This is a genomic window from Actinomadura sp. NPDC000929 (genome assembly GCF_040492065.1).
In the GTDB taxonomy this organism is placed as follows: domain Bacteria; phylum Actinomycetota; class Actinomycetes; order Streptosporangiales; family Streptosporangiaceae; genus Spirillospora; species Spirillospora verrucosospora.
Genome location: NZ_JBEUPA010000051.1, coordinates 24,655 through 46,332 on the forward strand (window position 1 = coordinate 24,655; position 21,678 = coordinate 46,332).

At 73.1% G+C, this 21,678-nt stretch carries 17 protein-coding genes and 1 pseudogene; 8 read left to right on the top strand and 10 right to left on the bottom strand.

Features of this window, described 5'->3' with window-relative positions:
* Positions 1 to 49 precede the first annotated feature (49 nt).
* The 5 genes from ABWI04_RS19545 to ABWI04_RS19565 form a co-directional block, all read right to left on the bottom strand.
* Positions 50 to 796 carry an arginase family protein gene (locus ABWI04_RS19545; RefSeq protein ID WP_345177183.1) on the bottom strand — a complete coding sequence of 249 codons (747 nt, stop codon included), beginning with the start codon at positions 794 to 796 and terminating at the stop codon, positions 50 to 52.
* Positions 797 to 881: 85 nt separating this feature from the next.
* Positions 882 to 1,634 carry a succinate dehydrogenase/fumarate reductase iron-sulfur subunit gene (locus tag ABWI04_RS19550; protein ID WP_185032610.1) on the bottom strand — a complete coding sequence of 251 codons (753 nt, stop codon included), beginning with the start codon at positions 1,632 to 1,634 and terminating at the stop codon, positions 882 to 884.
* Between the two features lie 2 nt (positions 1,635 to 1,636).
* Positions 1,637 to 3,574, bottom strand: coding sequence for a fumarate reductase/succinate dehydrogenase flavoprotein subunit (locus ABWI04_RS19555; RefSeq protein WP_378188594.1), 1,938 nt, complete (start codon positions 3,572 to 3,574; stop codon positions 1,637 to 1,639).
* A gap of 18 nt (positions 3,575 to 3,592) precedes the next feature.
* Positions 3,593 to 4,282 carry a succinate dehydrogenase cytochrome b subunit gene (locus ABWI04_RS19560; protein WP_353833317.1) on the bottom strand — a complete coding sequence of 230 codons (690 nt, stop codon included), beginning with the start codon at positions 4,280 to 4,282 and terminating at the stop codon, positions 3,593 to 3,595.
* A gap of 201 nt (positions 4,283 to 4,483) precedes the next feature.
* Positions 4,484 to 5,716 (bottom strand): PP2C family protein-serine/threonine phosphatase, encoded by a 1,233-nt coding sequence (locus tag ABWI04_RS19565; protein ID WP_345177191.1) that lies wholly within the window; start codon positions 5,714 to 5,716, stop codon positions 4,484 to 4,486.
* A 303-nt stretch (positions 5,717 to 6,019) separates the two neighbouring features.
* Here ABWI04_RS19565 and ABWI04_RS19570 point away from each other — a divergent pair, with 303 nt between their 5' ends.
* Both ABWI04_RS19570 and ABWI04_RS19575 read left to right on the top strand, forming a co-directional pair.
* Positions 6,020 to 7,774 (top strand): ABC transporter transmembrane domain-containing protein, encoded by a 1,755-nt coding sequence (locus ABWI04_RS19570; protein WP_353833318.1) that lies wholly within the window; start codon positions 6,020 to 6,022, stop codon positions 7,772 to 7,774.
* Positions 7,771 to 9,495 (top strand): ABC transporter ATP-binding protein, encoded by a 1,725-nt coding sequence (locus ABWI04_RS19575; RefSeq protein WP_353833319.1) that lies wholly within the window; start codon positions 7,771 to 7,773, stop codon positions 9,493 to 9,495. Before ABWI04_RS19570 ends, ABWI04_RS19575 begins: the two co-directional genes overlap by 4 nt.
* Positions 9,496 to 9,507: 12 nt before the next feature.
* On the opposite strand, the gene ABWI04_RS19580 is transcribed toward ABWI04_RS19575, so the two are convergent.
* Complete coding sequence (locus ABWI04_RS19580; protein ID WP_353833320.1) at positions 9,508 to 11,592, bottom strand: S9 family peptidase; 2,085 nt, start codon at positions 11,590 to 11,592, stop codon at positions 9,508 to 9,510.
* Positions 11,593 to 11,764: 172 nt separating this feature from the next.
* On the opposite strand from ABWI04_RS19580, the gene ABWI04_RS19585 reads away from it, so the two are divergent.
* The 3 genes from ABWI04_RS19585 to ABWI04_RS19595 all read left to right on the top strand — a co-directional run bounded on the left by ABWI04_RS19585 (position 11,765) and on the right by ABWI04_RS19595 (position 14,786).
* On the top strand, positions 11,765 to 13,216 hold the full coding sequence (locus tag ABWI04_RS19585; protein WP_353833321.1) for a serine/threonine-protein kinase: 1,452 nt from the start codon (positions 11,765 to 11,767) through the stop codon (positions 13,214 to 13,216).
* 83 nt (positions 13,217 to 13,299) lie between these two features.
* Positions 13,300 to 14,199, top strand: a complete 900-nt coding sequence (mshB, locus tag ABWI04_RS19590; RefSeq protein WP_345177203.1) for an N-acetyl-1-D-myo-inositol-2-amino-2-deoxy-alpha-D-glucopyranoside deacetylase — start codon at positions 13,300 to 13,302, stop codon at positions 14,197 to 14,199.
* A 23-nt stretch (positions 14,200 to 14,222) separates the two neighbouring features.
* Entirely contained in the window at positions 14,223 to 14,786 is a 564-nt protein-coding gene (locus tag ABWI04_RS19595; protein ID WP_353833322.1) for a DUF6113 family protein, read from the top strand.
* 7 nt (positions 14,787 to 14,793) lie between these two features.
* Here ABWI04_RS19595 and ABWI04_RS19600 read toward each other — a convergent pair whose 3' ends face one another.
* The 4 genes from ABWI04_RS19600 to rocD form a co-directional block, all read right to left on the bottom strand.
* A complete protein-coding gene (locus ABWI04_RS19600; protein ID WP_345177208.1) occupies positions 14,794 to 16,407 on the bottom strand; it encodes a DHA2 family efflux MFS transporter permease subunit in 1,614 nt (537 codons plus the stop codon).
* Positions 16,407 to 17,036, bottom strand: coding sequence for a PadR family transcriptional regulator (locus tag ABWI04_RS19605; RefSeq protein ID WP_345177211.1), 630 nt, complete (start codon positions 17,034 to 17,036; stop codon positions 16,407 to 16,409). Before ABWI04_RS19605 ends, ABWI04_RS19600 begins: the two co-directional genes overlap by 1 nt.
* 99 nt (positions 17,037 to 17,135) lie before the next feature.
* A complete protein-coding gene (locus tag ABWI04_RS19610) occupies positions 17,136 to 18,104 on the bottom strand; it encodes an LCP family protein (RefSeq protein ID WP_353833323.1) in 969 nt (322 codons plus the stop codon).
* A gap of 177 nt (positions 18,105 to 18,281) precedes the next feature.
* A complete protein-coding gene (gene rocD / locus ABWI04_RS19615; protein ID WP_353833324.1) occupies positions 18,282 to 19,448 on the bottom strand; it encodes an ornithine--oxo-acid transaminase in 1,167 nt (388 codons plus the stop codon).
* 208 nt (positions 19,449 to 19,656) lie between these two features.
* Here rocD and ABWI04_RS19620 point away from each other — a divergent pair, with 208 nt between their 5' ends.
* The 3 genes and pseudogenes from ABWI04_RS19620 to ABWI04_RS19630 all read left to right on the top strand — a co-directional run.
* Positions 19,657 to 20,112, top strand: a complete 456-nt coding sequence (locus tag ABWI04_RS19620) for an Lrp/AsnC family transcriptional regulator (RefSeq protein ID WP_345177216.1) — start codon at positions 19,657 to 19,659, stop codon at positions 20,110 to 20,112.
* 27 nt (positions 20,113 to 20,139) lie between these two features.
* Positions 20,140 to 20,622, top strand: coding sequence for a ribonuclease E activity regulator RraA (gene rraA, locus ABWI04_RS19625; protein WP_345177218.1), 483 nt, complete (start codon positions 20,140 to 20,142; stop codon positions 20,620 to 20,622).
* 119 nt (positions 20,623 to 20,741) lie between these two features.
* A pseudogene (locus ABWI04_RS19630) lies at positions 20,742 to 21,678 on the top strand (M6 family metalloprotease domain-containing protein); the annotation flags it as partial.

Sequence of the window (21,678 nt, forward strand, 5' to 3'; positions counted from 1 at the left end):
CAAGATCAGCCCCTGTCGAAGCGCGTGAGCGGAGCGGCCCGGCGCCGGATCAGGCGGTCAGCAGGCCCTTCAGCAGCCGGGCGCGGGCCTCGTCGTCGCCGCCCTCCGGCGGATGCCAGGGGCAGGCGACGTCCAGGGCGGCCACCCGGCCGGTGGCCATGATCCGCCGGACGGACGCGACGACCGCGTCGGCGGAGGGCCCGCCGCCGACCGGGAACTTCAGCCCGGGCAGGTCGGCGGCGTCGATGACGTCCACGTCGACGTGCAGCAGCAGGGGGCCCGGAGGCAGCGCGACGTCGTCCACGGGGCAGACCCTGACCTGCGAGGACGCGAGGAACTCCGCCTCGGCCGGGTCGAGGTCGCGGGCGTCCACCAGGACGGCGCGGTCCTCCGGCAGCGTGCGCAGGCCCAGCCGGTCGGGGAGGAGCGCGGTGTCGGCGCCGAGGATCTGCCGGAGCGGCATCCCGCCGATGTAGCCGGACGTCGAGCTGTCCACCGTGTGGACGTCGCCGTGCGCGTCGAACCAGACCACGGAGGCGTCCACCCCCGCCTTCTGCACGCCCGCGAGGACGGCCTCGGCGGTCAGGCAGTCGCCCGACACCACGCGCGGCATCGAACCGCCGTCGATCTGGCGGGCGACCTCGGCGACGACGGGCTCGAACAGCGCCGCGACGCGCTGCCACACGTCGCCGTCGGGCAGGTCCGGCGTCACGGGGACGACGTCGAGGCCGGAAAGGGGGAAGGACGCGTCGGGGAGCCGTTCGTCCTGGTGGTAGGGGAGGAGTGTGACCGTCATGCGGACACATTAGAACGGTCCCGCCCGGTACTCCGGGCGGGACCGAGAACAGCGGCGGCCGGGACCGCTCCCTCTGCCGCGCCCGCTACCGCTTCTTCCCGCCGGCGGTCGCCTTCAGGTAGTCGTGGTTCAGCCGGCCGATGACGTCCAGCGGGATGCCCTTCGGGCAGGCGACGGTGCACTCGCCGGTGTTGGTGCAGCCGCCGAAGCCCTCCTCGTCGTGGGTGTCCAGCATGGACACGACGCGGTCCCAGCGCTCGGGCTGGCCCTGCGGCATCAGGCCGAGGTGGGTGACCTTGGCGCCGAGGAACAGGGCGGCCGAGCCGTTCGGGCAGGCCGCGACGCAGGCGCCGCAGCCGATGCACTCGGCGGCCTCGAACGCGCGGTCGGCGTCGGGCTTCGGGACGGGCGTCGAGTGCGCCTCGGGGGCGGTGCCGGTCGGCGCGGTGATGTAGCCGCCCGCCTGGATCATCCGGTCGAACGCCGACCGGTCGACCACCAGGTCCTTGACCACCGGGAACGCCTTGGCGCGCCACGGCTCGACGTCGATGACCTCGCCGTCCTTGAACTTGCGCATGTGGAGCTGGCACGTGGTGGTGGCGCGCTCCGGGCCGTGCGGGGTGCCGTTGATGACCAGCGAGCACATGCCGCAGATGCCCTCGCGGCAGTCGTGGTCGAACGCGACCGGCTCCTCGCCGGAGGCGATGAGCTTCTCGTTGAGGACGTCCAGCATCTCCAGGAACGAGGCGTCGGGGGAGACGTCGTCGAGCTTGTACTCGACCATCCCGCCCTTGTCCTGCGGGCCGCTCTGGCGCCAGACGCGCAGTGTGAGCTTCATGATTACTTGTACGACCTCTGCGTGGGCTTGACGTACTCGAAGTTGAGGGCCTCCTTGTGGAGGACGGGCTTCGCGCCCTCCCCGGCCCATTCCCAGGCGGCGACGTAGCCGAAGTTCTCGTCGTCGCGCTTGGCCTCGCCCTCCTCGTCCTGGCTCTCGGCCCGGAAGTGGCCGCCGCAGGACTCGGCGCGGTGCAGCGCGTCGATGACCATCAGCTCGGCCAGCTCGAAGAAGTCGGCGACGCGGCCCGCCTTCTCCAGCTGCTGGTTCAGCTCCTCGCCCTTGCCGGTGACCTTGACGCGCGTCCAGAACTCCTCGCGCAGCGCGGGGATGAGGTCCAGCGCCTTGCGCAGCCCCTCCTCGGTGCGCTCCATGCCGCAGTACTCCCACATGATGTGGCCGAGCTCGCGGTGGAAGGAGTCGACGGTGCGGTCGCCGTCGATCGACAGCAGCCGCTCGATCCGCGTCCGCACCCGCTCCTCCGCCTCGCTGACCGCCGTCTCGGCGACCGGGGGGAGGCTGTTGCGGGCGATGTAGTCGCCGATGGTGTTCGGCAGGACGAAGTAGCCGTCCGCGAGGCCCTGCATCAGCGCGGAGGCGCCCAGCCGGTTCGCGCCGTGGTCGGAGAAGTTCGCCTCGCCGATGACGAACAGGCCCGGGATCGTGGACTCCAGGTCGTAGTCCACCCACAGGCCGCCCATCGTGTAGTGGACGGCCGGGTAGATGCGCATCGGCGTGTCGTAGGGGTTCTCGCCGGTGATGCGCTCGTACATCTCGAAGAGGTTGCCGTACTTGGCCTCGACCTTGTCCCGGCCGAGGCGCGCGATCGCGTCGGCGAAGTCGAGGTAGACGCCGAGCCCGCCGGGGCCGACGCCGCGCCCCTCGTCGCAGACGTTCTTGGCCGCGCGGGAGGCGATGTCGCGCGGGACGAGGTTGCCGAAGGACGGGTAGATGCGCTCCAGGTAGTAGTCGCGCTCGTCCTCGGGGATGTCGTAGGGCCTGCGGGTGTCGCCGGCCTTCTTCGGCACCCACACGCGGCCGTCGTTGCGCAGCGACTCCGACATCAGCGTCAGCTTCGACTGGTGGTCGCCGCTGACCGGGATGCACGTCGGGTGGATCTGGGTGTAGCAGGGGTTGGCGAACAGGGCGCCGTGCCGGTGGGCGCGCCAGGACGCGGTGACGTTCGAGCCCATCGCGTTCGTGGACAGGAAGTACACGTTGCCGTAGCCGCCGGACGCCAGCACCACCGCGTCCGCGGTGTAGTGCTTGACCTCGCCGTTGATCAGGTTGCGGACGACGACGCCGCGCGCCCGCCCGTCCTCCATGATCAGGTCGAGCATCTCGTGCCGCGGGTACAGCTCCACGTTCCCGGCGTCCACCTGCCGCATCAGCGCCTGGTAGGCGCCGAGGAGCAGCTGCTGGCCCGTCTGCCCGCGCGCGTAGAACGTGCGGGAGACCTGCGTGCCGCCGAAGGAGCGGTTGTCGAGCAGGCCGCCGTACTCGCGGGCGAACGGGACGCCCTGCGCGACGCACTGGTCGATGATCTGCCGCGAGATGTCGGCGAGCCGGTACACGTTGGACTCGCGGGACCGGAAGTCGCCGCCCTTGACCGTCTCGTAGAACAGCCGGTACACGCTGTCGCCGTCGTTGCGGTAGTTCTTGGCGGCGTTGATGCCGCCCTGCGCTGCGATCGAGTGGGCGCGGCGCGGGGAGTCCTGGAAGCAGAACTGCTGGACGTGGTAGCCGGCCTCGCCGAGGGTGGCGCCGGCCGAGCCGCCGGCCAGCCCCGTCCCGATGATGATGATCTTCTTCTTGCGCTTGTTGGCCGGGTTGACCTGCTTGGCCTCGAACTTGCGGGTCGTCCAGCGCTCCTCGATGGCGCCCGCCGGGGCCTTGGCGTCGGCGATCGGCTCGCCGGGCGTGTAGAAGGCGGTGGTCATGTCGTCAGCTGCCATGGATCAGCTCACCCATCCGAACGTGATGGAGACGGGGACGGCGACGAAGCCGAGCGTGACGAGCGCGGCAGTGGTCGCGGCGAGGCCCCTCAGGGCGTTGTGGCTGCGCGGCGTGCGCAATCCCAGCGTCTGGAACGCGCTCCAGATGCCGTGGTGGAGGTGGAGCCCCACGAGCAGTACCGCGACGACGTACCAGACCGTGATGTACCAGCGGGACGGGTCGAAGTCGGCGACCACCCGCTCGTAGGGGGTGGCGTCGGCGCCCTTGGGGTTCAGGGCGAAGAACGTGAGGTCCAGCAGGTGCCAGATGACGTAGACGGCGATGATGATCCCGCCGTACCGCATCGTCCGGACGGCGTAGCCCTGCGCGTGCGACTTCTTCTTCGACTGGTACTTCACGGGACGGGCGTGCGCCGCGCGCTTGGCGAGCGACACCGCCGACCACATGTGCAGCACGACCGAGACGCCGAGCACGAGCTCGAGGACCGTCAGCACCGTCCGCCGCGGCACCGCGGGCTCGCCCATCGTGCGCAGCCACTCGGCGTAGTGGTTGAAGTCCTCCGCGCCGAGGAAGATCTTCAGGTTCCCGATCATGTGCGCGACCAGGAACAGCACGAGGATGCCGCCGGTGACGGCCATCACGGCCTTCTTGCCGACGGTCGATCGGTAGATCGCAGGTATCGCTATAGCCACGACCTGCACGTTATGTCCGGCTCGGCGATTCGTTCCAAGTCATGAGCGCACTGGTGGCGATAGCCGCAGGCTATGAACACACGCCGCACGCGCCTTGTGGCCGTTCCGTGACCCGGGTGCGGGTGAGGGACTTCACAGGCGGTGCGGGAACTCTGCCGTTGAGTGACCCAGAAGACATTGACGGAGGTCAGGGGCTTGTGGTCAGCGCCCTGGTCGCTCCGATTCGCCCTGCCGCGACAGCAGCAGGACGGCGAGGTCGTCGGTCAGGGCGTCGCCGTTGAGGCGCTCCACCTCGGCCACCAGGGCGTCGATCAGCGACCGTCCGGCCGCGCCGCGGGTGCGCGCGGTGCGGGCCAGGCCGACCAGGCCCTCGGTGCCGAGCCGGTCCGAGCCCTCGCCGACCCGCCCCTCGATCAGGCCGTCGGTGTAGAGCATCAGGCCCCACGACTCGCCGAGGTCGATCTCGGTGGTCGGCCACTCGGCGCCGGGCACCAGGCCGAGCGCCGGGCCGTGGGCGTAGTCGGGGAGCGCCGCGACCTCGCCGCCCTCGCCCGGCGCCCCGCGGAACAGCAGCGGCGCGGGGTGGCCGGCGAGGTGCATCCGCGCGGTCCGCCGGGACGGCGCGATCGTGACCATGCAGAGGGTGGTGAAGATCTCCTCGCTGCGCCGCTCGTGCCCGAGAACGGTGTCGAGGGTGCCGAGCAGCTGCTCGCCGGTGTGCCCGGCGAGGACGAGCGTCCGCCACGCCATGCGGAGCTGGACGCCGAGGGCCGCCTCGTCAGGGCCGTGCCCGCAGACGTCCCCGATCACCAGGTGGACGGCGCCGCCCTCGGTCTGCACGGTGTCGTAGAAGTCGCCGCCGAGCAGCGCCCGCCGCCGGCCGGGCCGGTAGCGGGTGTGGTGCCGCAGCGTCGGGTCCTCGATCAGCGGGACCGGCAGCAGGCCGCGCTCCAGCCGGGCGTTCTCGCGGCCGAGGATGCGGGCCTCCACGAGCCGCCGCTCGGTCTCCTCCGAGCGCTTGCGCTCTATCGCGTAGCGGATCGCGCGGGCCAGCAGCGGCCCGTCGATCTCCTGCTTGACCAGGTAGTCCTCGGCGCCCGCGGCGACCGCCTGGACGCCGAGGCGGCCGTCGTCCAGGCCGGTCAGCACGACGACGGCGGCCGGGCCGGACAGCGCGAGCACCCGCCGCAGCCCCTCCAGCCGGTCGATGCCGGGCGTGGACAGGTCGACGATGATGCACTGGACGCGCCGCGTCAGCATGCGCCGGGCGGCGTCCAGGTCGCAGGCGACGGTGATCCCCGCGTCCAGGCCGCTGTCGGCGAGCATCTTCTCCACCATGAGCACGTCGGTGGGGTCGTCGTCGATGAGGAGCAGCTCGATCCTGTCCTCGGTACCTGGCGTGAGGGGATGCGTCTGGTGACTGATGGTGCTCACAGGGCTTCCGGAAAGTCGGGCTGGCGACGGCACTGGCAACGACCGCGTCGTCCCGCTCGTCCCCGCGGAAACGGGGAGCGGCACGGGCCGCGCCGGGGCAGCGGCGTGGGCCTAGCCGCCAAGGGTCCCGGCTCATGGAGCGGAGGAAGCATCGCTCCGTACGGTGACGACCTTAGCGTGTCCACGCGGCCGGGCGCACCCCCTGAGCCCGCCTTTGTCGGTGCTTCCGGACGGACCGAAACCCGTTTGCGCTGCTGAAAAACCAGTCGTGTGCCGGGAGTTCCCCTGCATAACCTTCGTCGGGTGAAGCCGTTGCCGGTGAAAGATCCTGGCGGCCCCGACCACGTTGTGCGAGGGCGGACGACGTCCCCCGACCCTTGGAGCGCCTCCCGCGCCGATCGAGGATCCCCCGCGCGCTACCTGCTGTCGCTGCTGCGCGCCCAGTGGCGCAGCGTGACCGCGGGCGCCCTCTTCGGCGTGGCCTGGATGCTGAGCCAGGCCCTGATGCCCGCCGCGCTCGGCCGCGCCATCGGCGACGGCGTCGCGGCGCGGGACGAGGGCGCCCTTCTGACGTGGGCCGCCGTCCTGCTCGGCCTCGGCGCCGTGCAGGCCGTGACGGGCGTGCTCCGGCACCGGTGCGCCGTGTTCAACTGGCTGTCCGCCGCGTACCGGACCGTCCAGCTCGTCACCCGGCAGGCCACCCGCCTCGGCTCGACGCTGCCGAAGCGGCTGAGCGCCGGCGAGGTGGTGAGCGTCGGGCTCTCCGACGTCTCGCACATCGGCGACACCATCGACATCGCGGCGCGCGGGTCGGGCGCCGTGGTGGCGATCGTCGTCGTGGCCGGCATCCTGCTGTCCACGTCGCCGCCGCTCGGTCTGATCGTGCTGGTCGGCGTCCCCCTGATCCTGGTGGCGGCGGCCCCGCTGCTGCGCCCCTACCGCGAACGGGAGCAGGCGCACCGCGAGCTGGTCGGCGAGCTGACCACGCACGCCACCGACCTCGTCGCGGGCCTGCGGGTGCTGCGCGGGATCGGCGGCGAGGCCCTGTTCTCCGGCCGCTACCGCGCCGAGTCCCAGCGGGTGCGGGAGGCGGGGGTGGCGGTCGCGCGGGCCGAGACGCGGATGAGCGGCGCCGAGGTGCTGCTGCCCGGCCTGCTGATCGCGCTGGTCACCTGGGCCGGCGCCCGGTTCGCCGCGCGGGGGGAGATCGGCGTCGGCGAGCTGGTCGCGTTCTACGGGTACGCGGTGTTCCTGATCGTCCCGCTGAAGACGCTCGGCGAGGCCGCCAGCAAGATCACCAAGGGGCTGGTGGCGGCGGGCCGGGTCACCGCGCTGCTGCGGCTCGACCCCGAGCTGCCCGCCGCCGGGACGGCCCGTCCGGCGGCGGACGCCGAGCTCGTCGACATCGCCTCGGGGCTGGTCGTGCGGCCGGGCCGGATCACCGCGGTCGCCGCGGCCGACCCGCGCGACGCGCAGGCCGTCGCCGACCGCCTCGGCCGGTACGCCGACGGCGAGGTCGACTTCGGCGGCGTCCCGCTGCGCGCGGTCGCGGACGTCCGCGAGCGGATCCTGGTCGCGGTCAACGAGGACCGGCTGTTCTCCGGCCCGCTGGCCGAGTCGCTCGCACCGGACGCCGGCGAGCCCGCGCTCCGGGCGGCGATCCGCGCGGCCTGCGCCGAGGACGTCGTCGACCCGATCGGGCTCGACGCGCACGTGGCGGAGGCCGGACGGGAGTTCTCCGGAGGCCAGCAGCAGCGCCTCCGCCTGGCCAGAGCGCTCGCCGCCGACCCCGACGTGCTCGTCCTCGTGGAGCCGACCAGCGCGGTGGACGCGCACACCGAGGCGCGCATCGCCGCCAGGCTCGGTGAGGCGCGCGCGGGCCGTACCACCGTGGTGTGCACGACGAGCCCGCTGATGCTGGACCGCGCCGACCACGTCGCCTTCGTCCGCGACGGCCTGGTCGTCGCGGAGGGCACGCACCGGGAGCTGCTGGACTCCGAGCCGCGCTACGCGGCGACCGTCACCCGCGGCGAGACCACGGAAAGGGCGGGCACATGAGCGCCCGGATACTGCCCGTCGCGACGCCCGCGCAGGTGCGGGCCTACGCGCGGCGGCTCGTCCTCCGGCACCCGCGCGACCTCGCCCTGGTGCTGGCCCTGCACGCGCTGGCGGCCGTCACCGGGCTCGTCACGCCGCGCCTGCTCGGCTCCCTGGTGGAGGGCGTCCGCGACGGCCGCGCCGACATCGACACCACCGGCCTGGCCATCGCCGGGTTCGTGGTCGCCCAGGGCGTTCTGATCCGGTACGCCTACCTGGCGTCGGCGAGGCTGGGCGAGCGGGTGCTGGCCGAGCTCCGCGAGGAGTTCGTCGACCGCGTCATGGCCCTGCCGCTGTCGACGGTCGAGCGCGCCGGCACCGGGGACCTGGTCACCCGCGCCTCCCGCGACGTGGACACGCTGAGCACCTCCGTCCGGTACGCGATGCCGGAGACCCTCGTCGCCATCGTCGTGGGCGGGTTCACCGTCGCCGCGCTGATGGTCAACGGGCCGCTCGTCGCGCTGCCCGCCCTGGTCGCGGTGCCGTTGCTGGTGGCGGTGATGCGCTGGTACCTGCCCCGCGCCCACAAGGGCTACCTGCGCGAGAACGCGGCATGGGCGGGCATCGCCGACGGGCTGACCGAGACCGTCCAGGGCGCCCGGACCGTGGAGGCCCTCGGGCTCGCCGAGCGGCGGCACGAGCGCGGCGACGCCGACATCGCGGCGTCCTACGAGGTCGAGCGGTACACGCTGCGGCTGCGCACGGTGCTGTTCCCGGTGATGGAGATGAGCTTCGTCCTCCCCGTGGTGTCGACGCTGCTCGTCGGCGGCCTGCTCTACATCAACGGCATGGCCACGCTCGCGCAGGTGACCGCCGCGACGCTGTACGCCCAGCAGCTCATCGAACCGGTCGACACGCTCATGCAGTGGCTGGACGAACTCCAGCTCGGCGGCGCGTCCCTGGCCCGGCTGCTCGGCGTCGGCGAGGTCCCGCCCGACCGATCGCCGAACGGGGACCGCCCCGCCGGGGAGCGGATCGCGGCGCGCGGCGTCCACTACTCCTACCGTCGCGGCCACGACGTCCTGCACGGCGTGGACCTCGACCTGAGACCGGGCGAGCGCCTGGCGATGGTGGGGCCCAGCGGCGCGGGCAAGTCGACGCTCGGCCGCCTCCTCGCCGGCGTCGACGGGCCGCGCGCGGGCGCGGTCACCGTGGGCGCGGGCGGCGGCGTCCCGCTGGTCGAGCTGCCCCTGGACGACCTGCGCGGCCACGTCGCGCTGGTCACCCAGGAGCACCACGTGTTCCGCGGCACCCTCCGCGAGAACCTCGTGATGGCCCGCGAGGGCGCCTCCGACGACGACGTCCGCCAGGCCCTGGCCGCCGTCGACTGGGACGGCCCCGGCCTCGACGCCGTCGTCGGCTCGGGCGGCGAGCCCCTGTCGCCCGCGCAGGCCCAGCAGCTCGCGCTGGCCCGGCTCGTCCTCGCCGACCCGCACACGCTCGTCCTGGATGAGGCGACGTCCCTGCTCGACCCGCGCGCGGCCCGCCGCCTGGAACGCTCGCTCGCCGCCGTCCTGGACGGCCGGACCGTCGTCGCCATCGCCCACCGCCTCCACACCGCCCACGACGCCGACCGCGTGGCCGTGGTGGAGAACGGCCGCATCACCGAACTGGGCACCCACGAGGAACTCCTGGAGGCCCGGGGCTCCTACGCAGCCCTCTGGGCCTCCTGGAGGAGCTGAGTCCTTCGGCTCCTACTGGCTCGTGAGCGCCTCTTTCAGGAAGTGGACCTGGATGTGGAGGAGGTTCTCGGCGACCACTTCCTGCGGGGTCATGTGGGTGACCCCCGACAGGGGGAGGACGGTGTGCGGGCGGCCGGCGGCCAGGAGGGCCGAGGACAGGCGCAGGGTGTGCGCGGCCACCACGTTGTCGTCCGCCAGACCGTGGATGATCATCAGTGGCCGCTTCAGGTCGGCGGCCCTGGCGAGCAGGGAGTTGTCGTCGTAGTTCTCCGGCTCCTCGTCGGGGTGGCCCAGGTACCGCTCGGTGTAGTGGGTGTCGTACAGGCGCCAGTCGGTGACCGGGGCGCCGGCGACGCCCGCGTGGAAGACGTCCGGGCGGTGCATGACGGCGAGGGCCGCGAGCCAGCCGCCGAAGGACCAGCCACGGATGCCGACGCGGTCGAGGTCGAGGGCGGCGGGGTGCTTGCGGGCCGCCTCGATCAGCGCGCTGATCTGGTCGTCCAGGACGGGGCCGACGAAGTCGCCGCGCACGGCGCGCTCCCAGGCCGGGCCGCGCCCGGGGGTGCCGCGCCCGTCCGCGATCACGACGGCGAAGCCCTGGTCGGCGAGCCACTGCGCCTCGCAGTACGAGCGCTGGACGGCGAGGACGCGCTGCGCGTGCGGCCCGCCGTAGGGGTCCATCAGGACGGGCAGGCGGCCGTCCCCGCGCTCCCAGCCGGTGGGCAGCACGACGGCGGTGCGCAGCTCGCGGTCGCCGGCGCGCAGCAGCTCCACCCGCGGCGTGATCACCGGGGTCTCGGCGAACGAGGCGACGGGGTGGACCGCGTTCGCCGTGCGCACCTCGGCCTGGGAGCCGAGGCGGTCCAGCCGCGCGCCCGAGACCACCGTGACGCCCCCGGACCGGGCGCCGCCGAAGACGCCCCGCCCCTCGCTGAGGCGGGTCACCTCGCCGTTCTCGTAGGAGTAGAGGTGGACCTCGGTGGGCTCCTCCCAGGCGGTGAAGAGGACCGACTCGCCGTCCACGCCGAGCACGGAGCGCAGCTGGAGGCCGGCGGGCGTGACCGGCTCGCCCGCGACCGTGAGGCGGCGGGTGTCGGTCGCGGCGTCCTCGGTGGCCCAGACGAGGTCGCCGCCGTGCGTGCGGACGGGCAGGCCGGGGATGACCTCCGTCCAGACGGGGTCGTGCTCGGTGTGCAGGAGCGCGGTCTCGCCGTTGGTCGGGTCGACCCGCAGCACCCGCTGGGAGCGCTGGTCGCGGGGCTGCACGACGATCAGGAGGCCGTGCCGGTCCCAGACGGCGGTCACGAGGTAGGGGAACATGCCGCGGTCCCAGGCCACCGCCGTGCGCCCGCCGTCCACCTTCAGCAGCACCAGGGACACCAGGGCGTTCGGGGTGCCGGCCGCCGGGTAGGCGATCTCGGACGGCTGCCGGTCCGGGTTGGCCGGGTCGGCGATGTGCCAGCGCTGCACGGGCGTCTCGTCCACCCGCGCGACCAGCAGGGTCCCGCCGTCGGGCGACCACCAGTGGCCGCGCATCCGGCCCATCTCCTCCGCGGCGACGAACTCGGCGAGGCCGTAGGAGACCTGGTCGGACTCGGGCTCGACGAGCGCGCGGTCGTCCGCGCCGCCCATCTCCACGACCCGCAGCGTGCGGCCGGACACGTAGGCGACGCGGCGGCCCGCGGGGTCGGGGCGCGGGTCGAAGACTGGCGGCCGGGCGGGCAGCTCCCGCACGAGGGCGGTGTCGAGGTCGACGGCGTACAGGCGCCCGCCCAGGGTGAACACGGCCTGCCCCATGGCGCGGTCGGTCGCGTACCCGACGATGCCGCCCGCCTGCTCGCGGGCGCGCTCGCGCCGGGCCCGCTCCTCGGCGGGCAGGTCCTCCTCGCCGGGGACGTCCAGCGCGGCCGGGTCGGCGACGCACTCCTCCTCGCCGGTGGCGGTGTCCAGCGTCCACAGGCAGGTCACCGGATCGTCGCCCGCGCGGGTGCGCAGGAAGGCGACGCGCGACCCGTCCGGCGCGATCTGGAAGGCGCGCGGGACGCCGAGGCTGAACCGTCGCGTGCGGGCGCTCTGCCGCGGATAGCTGATGCTCATGGCAGCCGAGTCTGCCAGGACGGTCCGGAACTGCGGCGCACGGTGGCCTCCTGCCCTCTATGATCACGGGTCGTCGCGTGGTGGACGGGAATGTCCCGTGCCCGTGTCCGCGCTCGCGTAAGCTCAAAGCTTCCCCAAGCACTTCTGTCGTCGCGGGCTGAGGAGTATGTCAATGCCTGAGCTGCAGCCGGGTGACCCCCGGCGGCTCGGTTCCTACGAGATCGTCGACCGGCTCGGCGAGGGCGGCCAGGGCGTCGTCTACGGCGGCGTCGACGCCTCCGGGAACCGTGCCGCGATCAAGCTCCTGCGCGCCGACCTGGCCGGCGACACGATGGCCCGCAACCGGTTCGTCCGGGAGGCGCAGGCGGCCAAGCAGGTCGCGCGGTTCTGCACCGCGCAGGTCCTGGAGGCCGACGTCGCGGGCGACCAGCCCTACATCGCCAGCGAGTACGTGCCGGGGCCGTCGCTGTACAAGCAGGTCACCGAGACCGGCCCGATCAGCGGCGCGCCGCTGGACCGGCTCGCGATCGGCACCGCGACCGCGCTCGTCGCGATCCACCAGGCTGGCATCGTGCACCGCGACTTCAAGCCGCACAACGTGATCATGGCCCCGGACGGCCCCCGGGTGATCGACTTCGGTATCGCGCGGGCCCTGGACACCGGGCAGACCAACGCGACCAAGGCGATCGGCACCCCGTCCTACATGGCGCCCGAGCAGGTGGCGGGCGCCACCCTCACCGAGGCCGTGGACGTGTGGGCCTGGGCCACCACGATGGTGTTCGCCGCGACCGGGCGCCCGCCGTTCGGCGACGACACCGTCGTCGCGGTGATCAACCGGGTGATGAACGAGCCGCCGTCGCTGGACGGCGTGCCCGCCGACCTGCACCGGCTGATCGCGGCCTGCCTGGTCAAGGAGCCGGAGCGGCGGCCGACCGCGCAGCAGATCATGATGGCGCTGATCGGCAGCGGCCCGGGCGGCGCCGGGCAGACCCGCATGGACGACCCGGCCCAGGCCACCACGATGCTGGCGGAGGGGTCGACGCTCGCCGCGGGCGGCCTCGCCGGCGCCGGGATGATGGCGGGCGCGACCCAGCCGGGCCGCGGAGCGGCCCCCGTCGCGCCCCGCGACTACACCGGGACCCTGCCCCCGGCCGGGCCCCCGACGGGCGGCGGCCGTCCCCGGTACGACGACTGGGAGCCCGAGCGCAAGTCCAAGGCGCCGATCTTCGGCGCCATCGCCGCGATCGCGGTGCTGGCGCTGGTCGTGGGCCTGTTCATGGCGGCCCGGAGCGGCAGCGACTCCAAGGAGACCCCGCCCACCCCGACGGTCACCGACTCCGGGCCGGTCTCGGAGGAGCCGACGACCGAGCAGCCCGAGGAGCCCACGCCGACCCGCACCCGGACGCGCCAGAACACGCCGCCGCCGCGGACGTCCGAGCCGACGCAGGAGCAGCCGACCACCGAGACCCCGACCGACCCGCCGACCACCGACACGCCGCCGAGCACGCCCACCAGTCCCGGAGGCGGCACGGGCGGGACCGGTGGGACCGGCGGCCCCGGCACCGGCGGGGGCGACGGCGGCACGGGAACGGGCGCCGGCGGCACCGGCACCGGCGGCGGCTGACGGGGGCCCGGGGAGGTCCTCCGGGATGCGCGGGGCAGGGCGGTCATCGCCGCGATGCCGGGCCCTGAGTAGGCTCGTGGACTATGAAGGAGCCGCGGATCCTGTTCGTCCACGCCCATCCGGACGACGAGTCCATCGGGACCGGGGCCAGCATGGCCAAATACGCCGCCGAGGGCGCCCACGTCTGCCTCGTCACCTGCACGCTGGGCGAGGAGGGCGAGGTCATCCCCGAGGATCTGCGCCACCTGGCCTCCGACAAGGAGGACGCCCTCGGCGAGTACCGGATCGGCGAGCTCGCCGCGGCCTGCGAGGCGCTCGGCGTCCGCGACCACCGCTTCCTCGGCGGTCCCGGTCGCTGGCGCGACTCCGGCATGATGGGCGCCCCCACGAACGACGACCCGCGCTGCTTCTGGCAGGCGGACGTCACGACCGCCGCACGCGACCTCGTGACCGTCATCCGGGAGGTCCGCCCGCAGGTGATCGTCACCTATGACGAGCGCGGCAACTACGGCCACCCCGACCACATCCAGGCGCACCGCGTCACGTGGCGGGCGTTCGAGCTGGCCGCCGACCCCTCCCACGAGGACGGCGCCGAGCCGTGGCGGGCGGCCAAGGTCTACGCCTACGCCGCGCCGCGCACCGTCCTCGCCCGCGCGATCGCGGTGATGCGCGAGGCCCGGCTGCCGTTCGCGCGCGTCGCGGGGCTGGAGGAGCTCGGTTCCGGCGTCCCGGACGGGGAGGTCACCACGGTCGTGGACGCCCGCGCCCACCTGCCCGCCAAGCTGGCCGCGCTGCGTGCCCACCACACCCAGGTCACGGTCGCGCCCGAGCAGGTCGGGCCGTTCTTCGCGCTGTCGAACAACCTGGGGCAGCAGGCGTTCGGCACCGAGTACTTCATCCTCCAGGCGGGCGAGCTCGGCCCGGTCGGCCCGGGCCGCCGCGAGCGCGACCTGTTCGCCGGTCTGGCGAGCGCGGGGGACTGACGGGCCCCGGTACGCTGGCGTCCGTGGACAAGGACGACCGGGCCCGGGTGCGGCTCGCCAAGGACGGCCGCCCGGCGGACGCCGGCGCGCACGACGCCGAGGCCGATGCCGCCGAGGTCGAGCCCGCCGGCGCGGGCGCGGCCGCGGAGGGCGGCGGGGCGTCCGCCGCTCCCGCGGACGGGGAGCGCCCCGGCGACGCGTTCGTGTCCGGCGCCGCCTACGCCGCGCTCGGCGTCCTCGGCGGCGTGTTCGGCGTCGTGGGCTCGTTCGCGCAGGACTGGTCCGTCGGCCCCGTCCCGCTCACGGCGCTCGTCCTGGTCGCGCTGGTCTTCGCGATGACGTGGGCGTCGGGGAAGGCGATGGGCGGGCGGCTCGGCGCGTTCGTCCCGGCGCTGGTGTGGGGCGTCGTGGTGTTCGTCCTGCAGATGCGCCGCCCCGAGGGCGATCTCGTCGTCTCGGCGACGCTGCCCGGGTACCTGTTCGTCATCGGCGGCATGGTCGCCGCCGTGGTCGGCATCATGCTGGTTCCGCCGGCCCGCCCGCCGGGCGAATGGATGCTCGGCAAGGCGGGCCGTTCCCGGGGGTAGCGGGTCCTCAGCTCGCCACGGGGGCGGGCTCGGAGTCCTTGTGGACGGGCGCGCCGGCCTTGTGGCCCTTGAGGGTGAGGCACGCGGCGGCGCTGAGCAGGACGACGCCGATGGGCAGCCACATCGTGGGCTTCATCGCGTGGACGAAACCGTGCGAGAACACCTGGCCGGCCAGCTCCTGGACGCGGTGCGCGACGCTCGGCGAGACGCCGGGCGGCAGCTGCTGCCGGGCCCCGCTCTGCCCCGCGCCGACCTCCAGGCCGCCCTTGGCGGCGTCCGCGAAGCTCTGCACGAAGCCGCCGCGCACGTCGGGCGGGAGGGCCGCCGACCGGGTCGCCGCCTCGTCGCGCAGCGACGACGCCAGCTGGTTCTGCAGGACGGCGCCGACCGCCGCGCTGCCGAGCACCGAGCCGACCTGCCGGATCGTGTTGTTGACGCCGGACGCGGCGCCCGCGAGGCGCGGCGGGACGTTCCGGGTCGCCTCGGTGGCCATCGGCGCGAACACGCCGCCGATGCCGAACCCGGACACCACGAGCGGGGCGATGAACGCGGTCCAGTCCGTCCCGACCTGCGCGATGATCACCATCCACGCCATGCCGACCGCGTACAGGGTCAGGCCGGCCATCAGGATGAACTTGCCGCCGATGCGGTCGGACATCCGGCCCGCGACCGGGGCGAGGAGCATCGACACCACCGACGACGGCGCCATGACGAGGCCCGCCTTGAGGGCGCTGAAGCCGAGCACCGACTGCAGGTAGATCGTCATCGGCAGGAACAGGCCGATCATGCCGACCGAGACGGCCGCGCCGACGAGGTTGAGGATCGTGAAGTTGCGGTCCTTGAACAGCGAGAACGGCACGAGCGGCTCGCGGTCCTGGCGTCCTCGCTGGTAGACCACGAAGATCACGAACAGCGCGAGACCGGCGGCGATCAGGCCCCAGATGCCCTCGTTCCACTCGTACTTCTGGCCCTCGGTCAGCGCGAACGTGAGGCAGAACAGCGCGGCGGACGCCAGCAGCACGCCCGCGACGTCGAACCGGTGCCGGACGGTGCGGGTGTGGCCGGGCAGGATCGGCACGGCCATGGCCAGCACGAGGATGCCGATCGGCAGGTTCACGAAGAAGATCCACCGCCAGTCGAGGCTGGTGACCAGCAGCCCGCCGACCGTGGGCCCGGCGATGGTGGACACGCCCGCCACCGCGCCCCAGACGCCGAGCGCGGCGCCGCGCCGCTCCGGGGGGAACACGCTGATGATGATGGACATGGTCTGCGGCATCAGGAGCGCGGCGCCGAGGCCCTGCACGGCGCGGGCCGCGATGAGCTGCGCCGGATCCTGGGAGATCCCGCACACCAGGCTGGACAGCGTGAACACCGCGACACCGGCGATGAACAGGTTCTTCTTGCCCCACAGGTCGCCGAGGCGGCCGGCGGTGATGAGCAGCACCGCCAGCACCAGGATGTAGGCGTTGCCGACCCACAGCACCTCGTCCAGCGAGGCGTCAAGCTTGTCGATCATGCTCGGGATCGCGATGTTCACGATCGTCAGGTCGAGCAGTGTCATGAAGAATCCGAGGGAGAGCGTCAGCAGGATCGCCCAGGGATTGCCGCTCCATCTCTTCATCAGGCCCCCATCTCGTCGTCGTTCCGTCGTGGTCGGGGCCGCGGGTGGCAGATCGCCCGCGGCTCGGTGTCGTCGAAGGTGAGCCGGCCGGACTCCAGGTCCGCGACGAGCCCCCGCACGAAGTCCAGCTCCGACCGCAGGCGCGCGATCAGCCATTCCTGGTCGATCAGCTTGTAGCGCTCGATGCCCTGCTTGCGGAGCGAGTCGTGCGCGGTCTGGTGCGCCGCGAGCGCCGCCTCCAGGGAGACGCTCCGGTTGCGCAGGAGCCGTGCGACCTCGCCTTCCGGCAGCAGGTTGATGAACGCCAGCGCGGTGCCGAACAGCGGGAACTCCTCGGCGGGCCGGACGAGCAGTTCGGCGAGCCGGAACTGCGCCGCGTCGCGTCCGGCGCTGGTCACCGCGTAGACGGTGCGTTCGGGCCGGCGGCCCTCCCGGCTCGTCTCCAGCGGCTCGATCAGCCCGCCCGCGGCGAGCCGCTCCACCGAGTGGTAGAGCGACCCGTGCGTGATCTTGACGGCCTGGTCGTAGGCGTGGTCGCGGATGCGCTGCTGCATCTCGTACGGGTGCATGGGTCCGTCGCACAGCATGCGCAGCACGGTCAGCGCCAGCGGCGTGAGGGGTCTGGACATGGCTGCGGCCCTTATGGTCGAACTCGATTAGTCCACATAGACTAATCCACTCGGACCGCTCCCGTCATCTTCCCAGAAAAACGGGCATATTCGGGCAGGTCAGCGCACGGAGTCCACGGTGTTGGCGGCGCCGTTGCGGGCGACGTAGTTGCCGACCCGGTCCTCCCGGACGGCGGTGAACAGCTCTCCGACCCCATCGTCCTCCAGTAGTACGACACTCTGCCCGTCGCGCTCGGCCGGCCGGTCGACCGGGGCCGTCAGGTACTCCATCAGCGAGGTCCGCAGCAGCCGGTGCGCCAGACCGCGCATCGTGCCGGAGGTGACCGAGTCGTCCACGGTCGCCGAGCGGGTCGCGGCCCGCACGAACCGGTCGATCTTGATGGGGTTGCGGGTGTCCAGCGCCTTGGCGGCGAGCGCGTGCAGGAACGCCTGCTGGCGCTTGATCCGGTCGAGGTCGCCGCCCGGCAGGTTCCAGCGCTGCCGGACGAAGTCGAGCGCCTCGACGCCGTCCAGATGGTGCCGTCCGGCCTGCCAGGTCCGGTCGTGCATGGGGTCGTGGGTCGTCTTGGTGACGGTGACGTCCACGCCGCCGAGGGCGTCGGTCATCTTCACGAACCCGCCGAAGTCGAGCGCGGCGTAGTGGTCGACGCGGACGCGGGTGAGCTGCTCCACCGTCCGGATCAGCAGCGACGGCCCGCCGTAGGCGAACGCCGCGTTGATCTTGGTGAAGCCGTGCCCGGGGACGGGGACCCAGGCGTCCCGGGGGAGGGCGATCACCGACACCCGGTCGCCGTGCCCGGACAGGTGCACGAGCATGATCGTGTCGGCGCGGGCGCCCATCGAGGGCATGTCGGCGCGCCGGTCGGACCCGATCAGCAGCCAGTTCTCGCCGCGCCCGCTGGAGGCCGGGCGCCCGCCGGCGGTCGGCAGCGCGCCCGAGACCCGCCTGACCTCGCCGTCGTAGAAGCGTTGCAGGAGGTACAGGCCGCCCGCGAGCAGCAGCACGAGGCCCGTCGCCAGCCCCGCGCACCCGATGATCACCCGGCGCCGACTCCTGTTCCGCAGCATCCCCTCACCCTCGCGGCGGGGCGCGGGGGAGGCGGCCGCGCCGGGCGGGCGCTGGCCGACCCTTGGCGGAGACCGGGGTTTGCGATGACGGAAACGGGGGCCGGGAACGGGTGGAATGGAACGCCGCCGGGCGCCGTTGACCGGCGGCGTTCCAGGTCCTTCGCCCGGGCCGGAGCGTCAGCCCTTGAGGGCGATCTCCAGCTGGTCGAGCGCCCAGTCGAGCTCGTCGCGCTCGATGACCAGCGGCGGGGCGAGGCGCAGCGTGGTCTCGTGGGTCTCCTTGGCGAGCACGCCGAGGTCCATCAGCCGCTCGCTGACCGGACGGGCCCTGCCGTGCAGCTCCACGCCCGCCCACAGGCCGCGCCCGCGCACCTCGCGGACGAGGTCGCCGGGCAGCCGCCCGAGCCGGTCGTGCATGTGCGCGCCGAGCGTCCGGGAGCGCTCCTGGTACTCGCCGGTCTTCAGGATCGCGATGACCTCGCGCCCGATGGCGCAGGCCAGCGGGTTGCCGCCGAACGTCGAGCCGTGCTGGCCCGGCTTGAACACGCCGAGGACGTCCCGGTCGGCGACGACCGCGGACACCGGCATGATGCCGCCGCCGAGGGCCTTGCCGAGGATGTAGACGTCGGGCACGACGCCCTCGTGCTCGACCGCGAACGTGGCGCCGGTGCGGCCGAGACCCGACTGGATCTCGTCGGCGATCATCAGCGCGCGGCCCGCCGTGCACAGCTCGCGCACGGCGCGCAGGAACCCGCTCGGCGGGACGTTCACGCCCGCCTCGCCCTGGATCGGCTCGACCAGCACGCCGACCGTGTTGTCGTCCATCGCGGCCCGGAGCGCCTCGACGTCCCCGTACGGGACGGTCCGGAAGCCCGGCGTGTAGGGGCCGTAGGAGTCGTGGGCGTCGGGGTCGGTGGAGAAGCTGATGATGGTGGTCGTGCGGCCGTGGAAGTTGCCCTCGAACGCGATGATGTTCGCCTCGCCGGCGGGCACGCCCTTGACCTCGTAGCCCCACTTGCGGGCGGTCTTCAGGGCGGTCTCGACGGCCTCGGCGCCGCTGTTCATCGGCAGCACCATGTCCTTGCCGCACAGCTCGGCGAGCTCGGTGACGAACGGGCCGAACTGGTCGTGGTCGAAGGCGCGGCTCACCAGCGTGACGCGGTCGAGCTGCCGCCGCGCGGCCTCGGTCAGCCGCGGGTTGCGGTGCCCGAAGTTGACCGCGGAGTAGGCGGCCAGCATGTCCAGGTAGCGGCGGCCCTCCGCGTCGGTCAGCCAGACGCCGTCGGCCTCGGAGACCACGATGGGGAGGGGGTGGTAGTTGTGCGCGCTGTGGTCCTCGGACATCGCTCGCAGCTGGTCGGTCGGCGTCACGACGCTCCTTCGCGGCTCGGCCCGGCCGGTCGTGCCGGGGCATGGCGGGGACACCGGGCGCGGGACCCGGTGCCGAGGGGGAGGGGGTCCGGCGGATCAGGTGGCCGCCGGTCCGTACCCAGCGTATGTTCGGAATTGACTGCCGACCAATGACGAAAGCCGACTCGGGGGGTGTTATTTGTTGCGTCTTGACGAGCTCGACCGGCGGATCGTTGCGCGGTTGCTGGAGGACGGGCGCGCCTCGTACGCGCAGATCGGCGACAAGGTGGGCCTGTCGGCCCCCGCGGTGAAGCGGCGCGTGGACCGGCTCCGCGCGGACGGCGTGATCAACGGCTTCGCGGCCGTGGTCGACCCGGCCGCGCTCGGCTGGACGACCGAGGCGTTCATCGAGATCTTCTGCACCGGGGCGACGTCCCCCGAGGAGATCTACTCCAGCGTCCGCGGCCACCCCGAGGTCGTCGCGGCGTACACGATCAGCGGGGACGCCAGCGCGCTCGTGCACGTGCGGGCGCGCGACATCCAGCATCTGGAGCAGGCCCTCGAACGGCTGCGCCGCGAGGACAACATCACCGCGACCAAGACGGCGATCGTGCTGTCGCGGCTCATCGGCCGCCCGACCGACGCGCCCTCCGGCTGAGGCATTACCGACCAGTAGTCTGCCGTCATGGACTTCGCGACCGCTGACCTCATCGACGACTTCGGGGACGAGCTGCGCAGCTGCGAGACGCAGTTCCGGCAGTACGGCGCGCGGACGGCCTTCGCCGGCCCGGTCGCCACCGTGCGCTGCCATCGCGACAACGGCCTGGTGAAGCGGCTGCTGGGCACCCCGGGGGAGGGCCGGGTGCTGGTCGTGGACGGCGCCGGGTCGCTGGCGTCCGCGCTGATGGGCGACATGATCGCCGCCTCGGCGGTGGCGGGCGGCTGGGCCGGGGTCGTGATCAACGGCGCGGTCCGGGACGTGGCGGCGCTGCGCGGGCTGGACCTCGGCGTGAAGGCGCTCGGCTCCAACCCGCGCAAGAGCGCCAAGGACGGCGCGGGCGAGACCGGCGTCCCGGTGGCGTTCGGCGGCGTGGAGTTCCGGCCGGGCGACTGGCTCTACAGCGACGAGGACGGCATCGTCGTCGCGGAGCGCGAACTCCCGCTCTGACCTGGGCGCATGGCGCGAAATGCCAGGGTGGTCGGCGCAAGATCGTATATGTCGGCCGTAGCCGGGCGGAACCGCGCGTCCTTACCGTCTCCCCGCAACCCAGCCGAGGTAGGGGAGACATGCGCGCCAAGAAGATTCTGCTGGTGCCCGCGGCGGTGATGGGGCTGGTCGTGGGACTCGCGGCCGTCCCGGCCGCCGCGCAGCCGGGGCCCCGGGTGCCGAAACCGACCGCCAACCCGTGGCAGATGCGGCACTGGCCGCAGACGCAGCCGTGGCAGCGGGCGCAGCCGTCCGCCCGCGCGTTCGCGGCGGGCGCCCCGCGCCCGATCGACCCCCAGAACTACGAGCTTCCCGACACGATGACCTGGGACGACTACACCGCGATCCCGGGCGCCTCGTGGGCGGACCCGGCCCGCAAGGGGTCGGTGAAGAACTTCAACGTCGCGATCGTCCTCGCCGACTACCCGAACCAGCCGTTCGAGGTCACGCAGCCGGTGAACTCGTCGGTCTTCGGCAACCCGGTCAAGGTCGGCGACGTCCCGCGCGCGCAGGTGGCGAAGTTCTACCAGGAGTTCCTCAACAAGCCGCAGGACCTGAACCACGGCCACACCCTCCACGAGTACTGGATGGAGGACTCCGGCGGCCGGTTCGGGGTCGACCTGACCGGGTTCGGCGCCTACCAGATGCCCGCCAAGGACCACGAGTACGGCGTGGACGGCATGCAGGGCGGGACGGGATGCCCGACCGGCGACACCTGCGGCCGTGACCTGCGCAAGGACGCGCGGGCCGCGTGGGTCGCCGACATCGGCGAGGAGGCGGCGAACAAGTTCGACTTCGTCTTCTTCCTGAGCGCCGGGCAGGACGAGTCGTCCACCTGGCAGGAGTTCGGCGAGATGAAGTTCGGCACGAAGGAGCGGGTGCCGAACGAGTGGGGGCCGGGCGACCCGGCCCTGACGAACTGGGTGAAGACCCGGTACGTCCCCTGGACGTCCTGGCAGGCCGGCTCGACGATCTGGCCGAACGCCATCCCGGGCGTCTCCTCGACGCAGGCCGAGA

Coding starts and splice junctions, on each gene's coding strand:
- ABWI04_RS19545 (WP_345177183.1), bottom strand. CDS start 796: ATGACGGTCACACTCCTCCCCTACCACCAGGACGAACGGCTCCCCGAC.
- ABWI04_RS19550 (WP_185032610.1), bottom strand. CDS start 1,634: ATGAAGCTCACACTGCGCGTCTGGCGCCAGAGCGGCCCGCAGGACAAG.
- ABWI04_RS19555 (WP_378188594.1), bottom strand. CDS start 3,574: ATGACCACCGCCTTCTACACGCCCGGCGAGCCGATCGCCGACGCCAAG.
- ABWI04_RS19575 (WP_353833319.1), top strand. CDS start 7,771: ATGAGCGCCCGGATACTGCCCGTCGCGACGCCCGCGCAGGTGCGGGCC.
- ABWI04_RS19580 (WP_353833320.1), bottom strand. CDS start 11,592: ATGAGCATCAGCTATCCGCGGCAGAGCGCCCGCACGCGACGGTTCAGC.
- ABWI04_RS19585 (WP_353833321.1), top strand. CDS start 11,765: ATGCCTGAGCTGCAGCCGGGTGACCCCCGGCGGCTCGGTTCCTACGAG.
- mshB (WP_345177203.1), top strand. CDS start 13,300: ATGAAGGAGCCGCGGATCCTGTTCGTCCACGCCCATCCGGACGACGAG.
- ABWI04_RS19600 (WP_345177208.1), bottom strand. CDS start 16,407: ATGAAGAGATGGAGCGGCAATCCCTGGGCGATCCTGCTGACGCTCTCC.
- ABWI04_RS19605 (WP_345177211.1), bottom strand. CDS start 17,036: ATGTCCAGACCCCTCACGCCGCTGGCGCTGACCGTGCTGCGCATGCTG.
- ABWI04_RS19610 (WP_353833323.1), bottom strand. CDS start 18,104: ATGCTGCGGAACAGGAGTCGGCGCCGGGTGATCATCGGGTGCGCGGGG.
- rocD (WP_353833324.1), bottom strand. CDS start 19,448: ATGTCCGAGGACCACAGCGCGCACAACTACCACCCCCTCCCCATCGTG.
- rraA (WP_345177218.1), top strand. CDS start 20,140: ATGGACTTCGCGACCGCTGACCTCATCGACGACTTCGGGGACGAGCTG.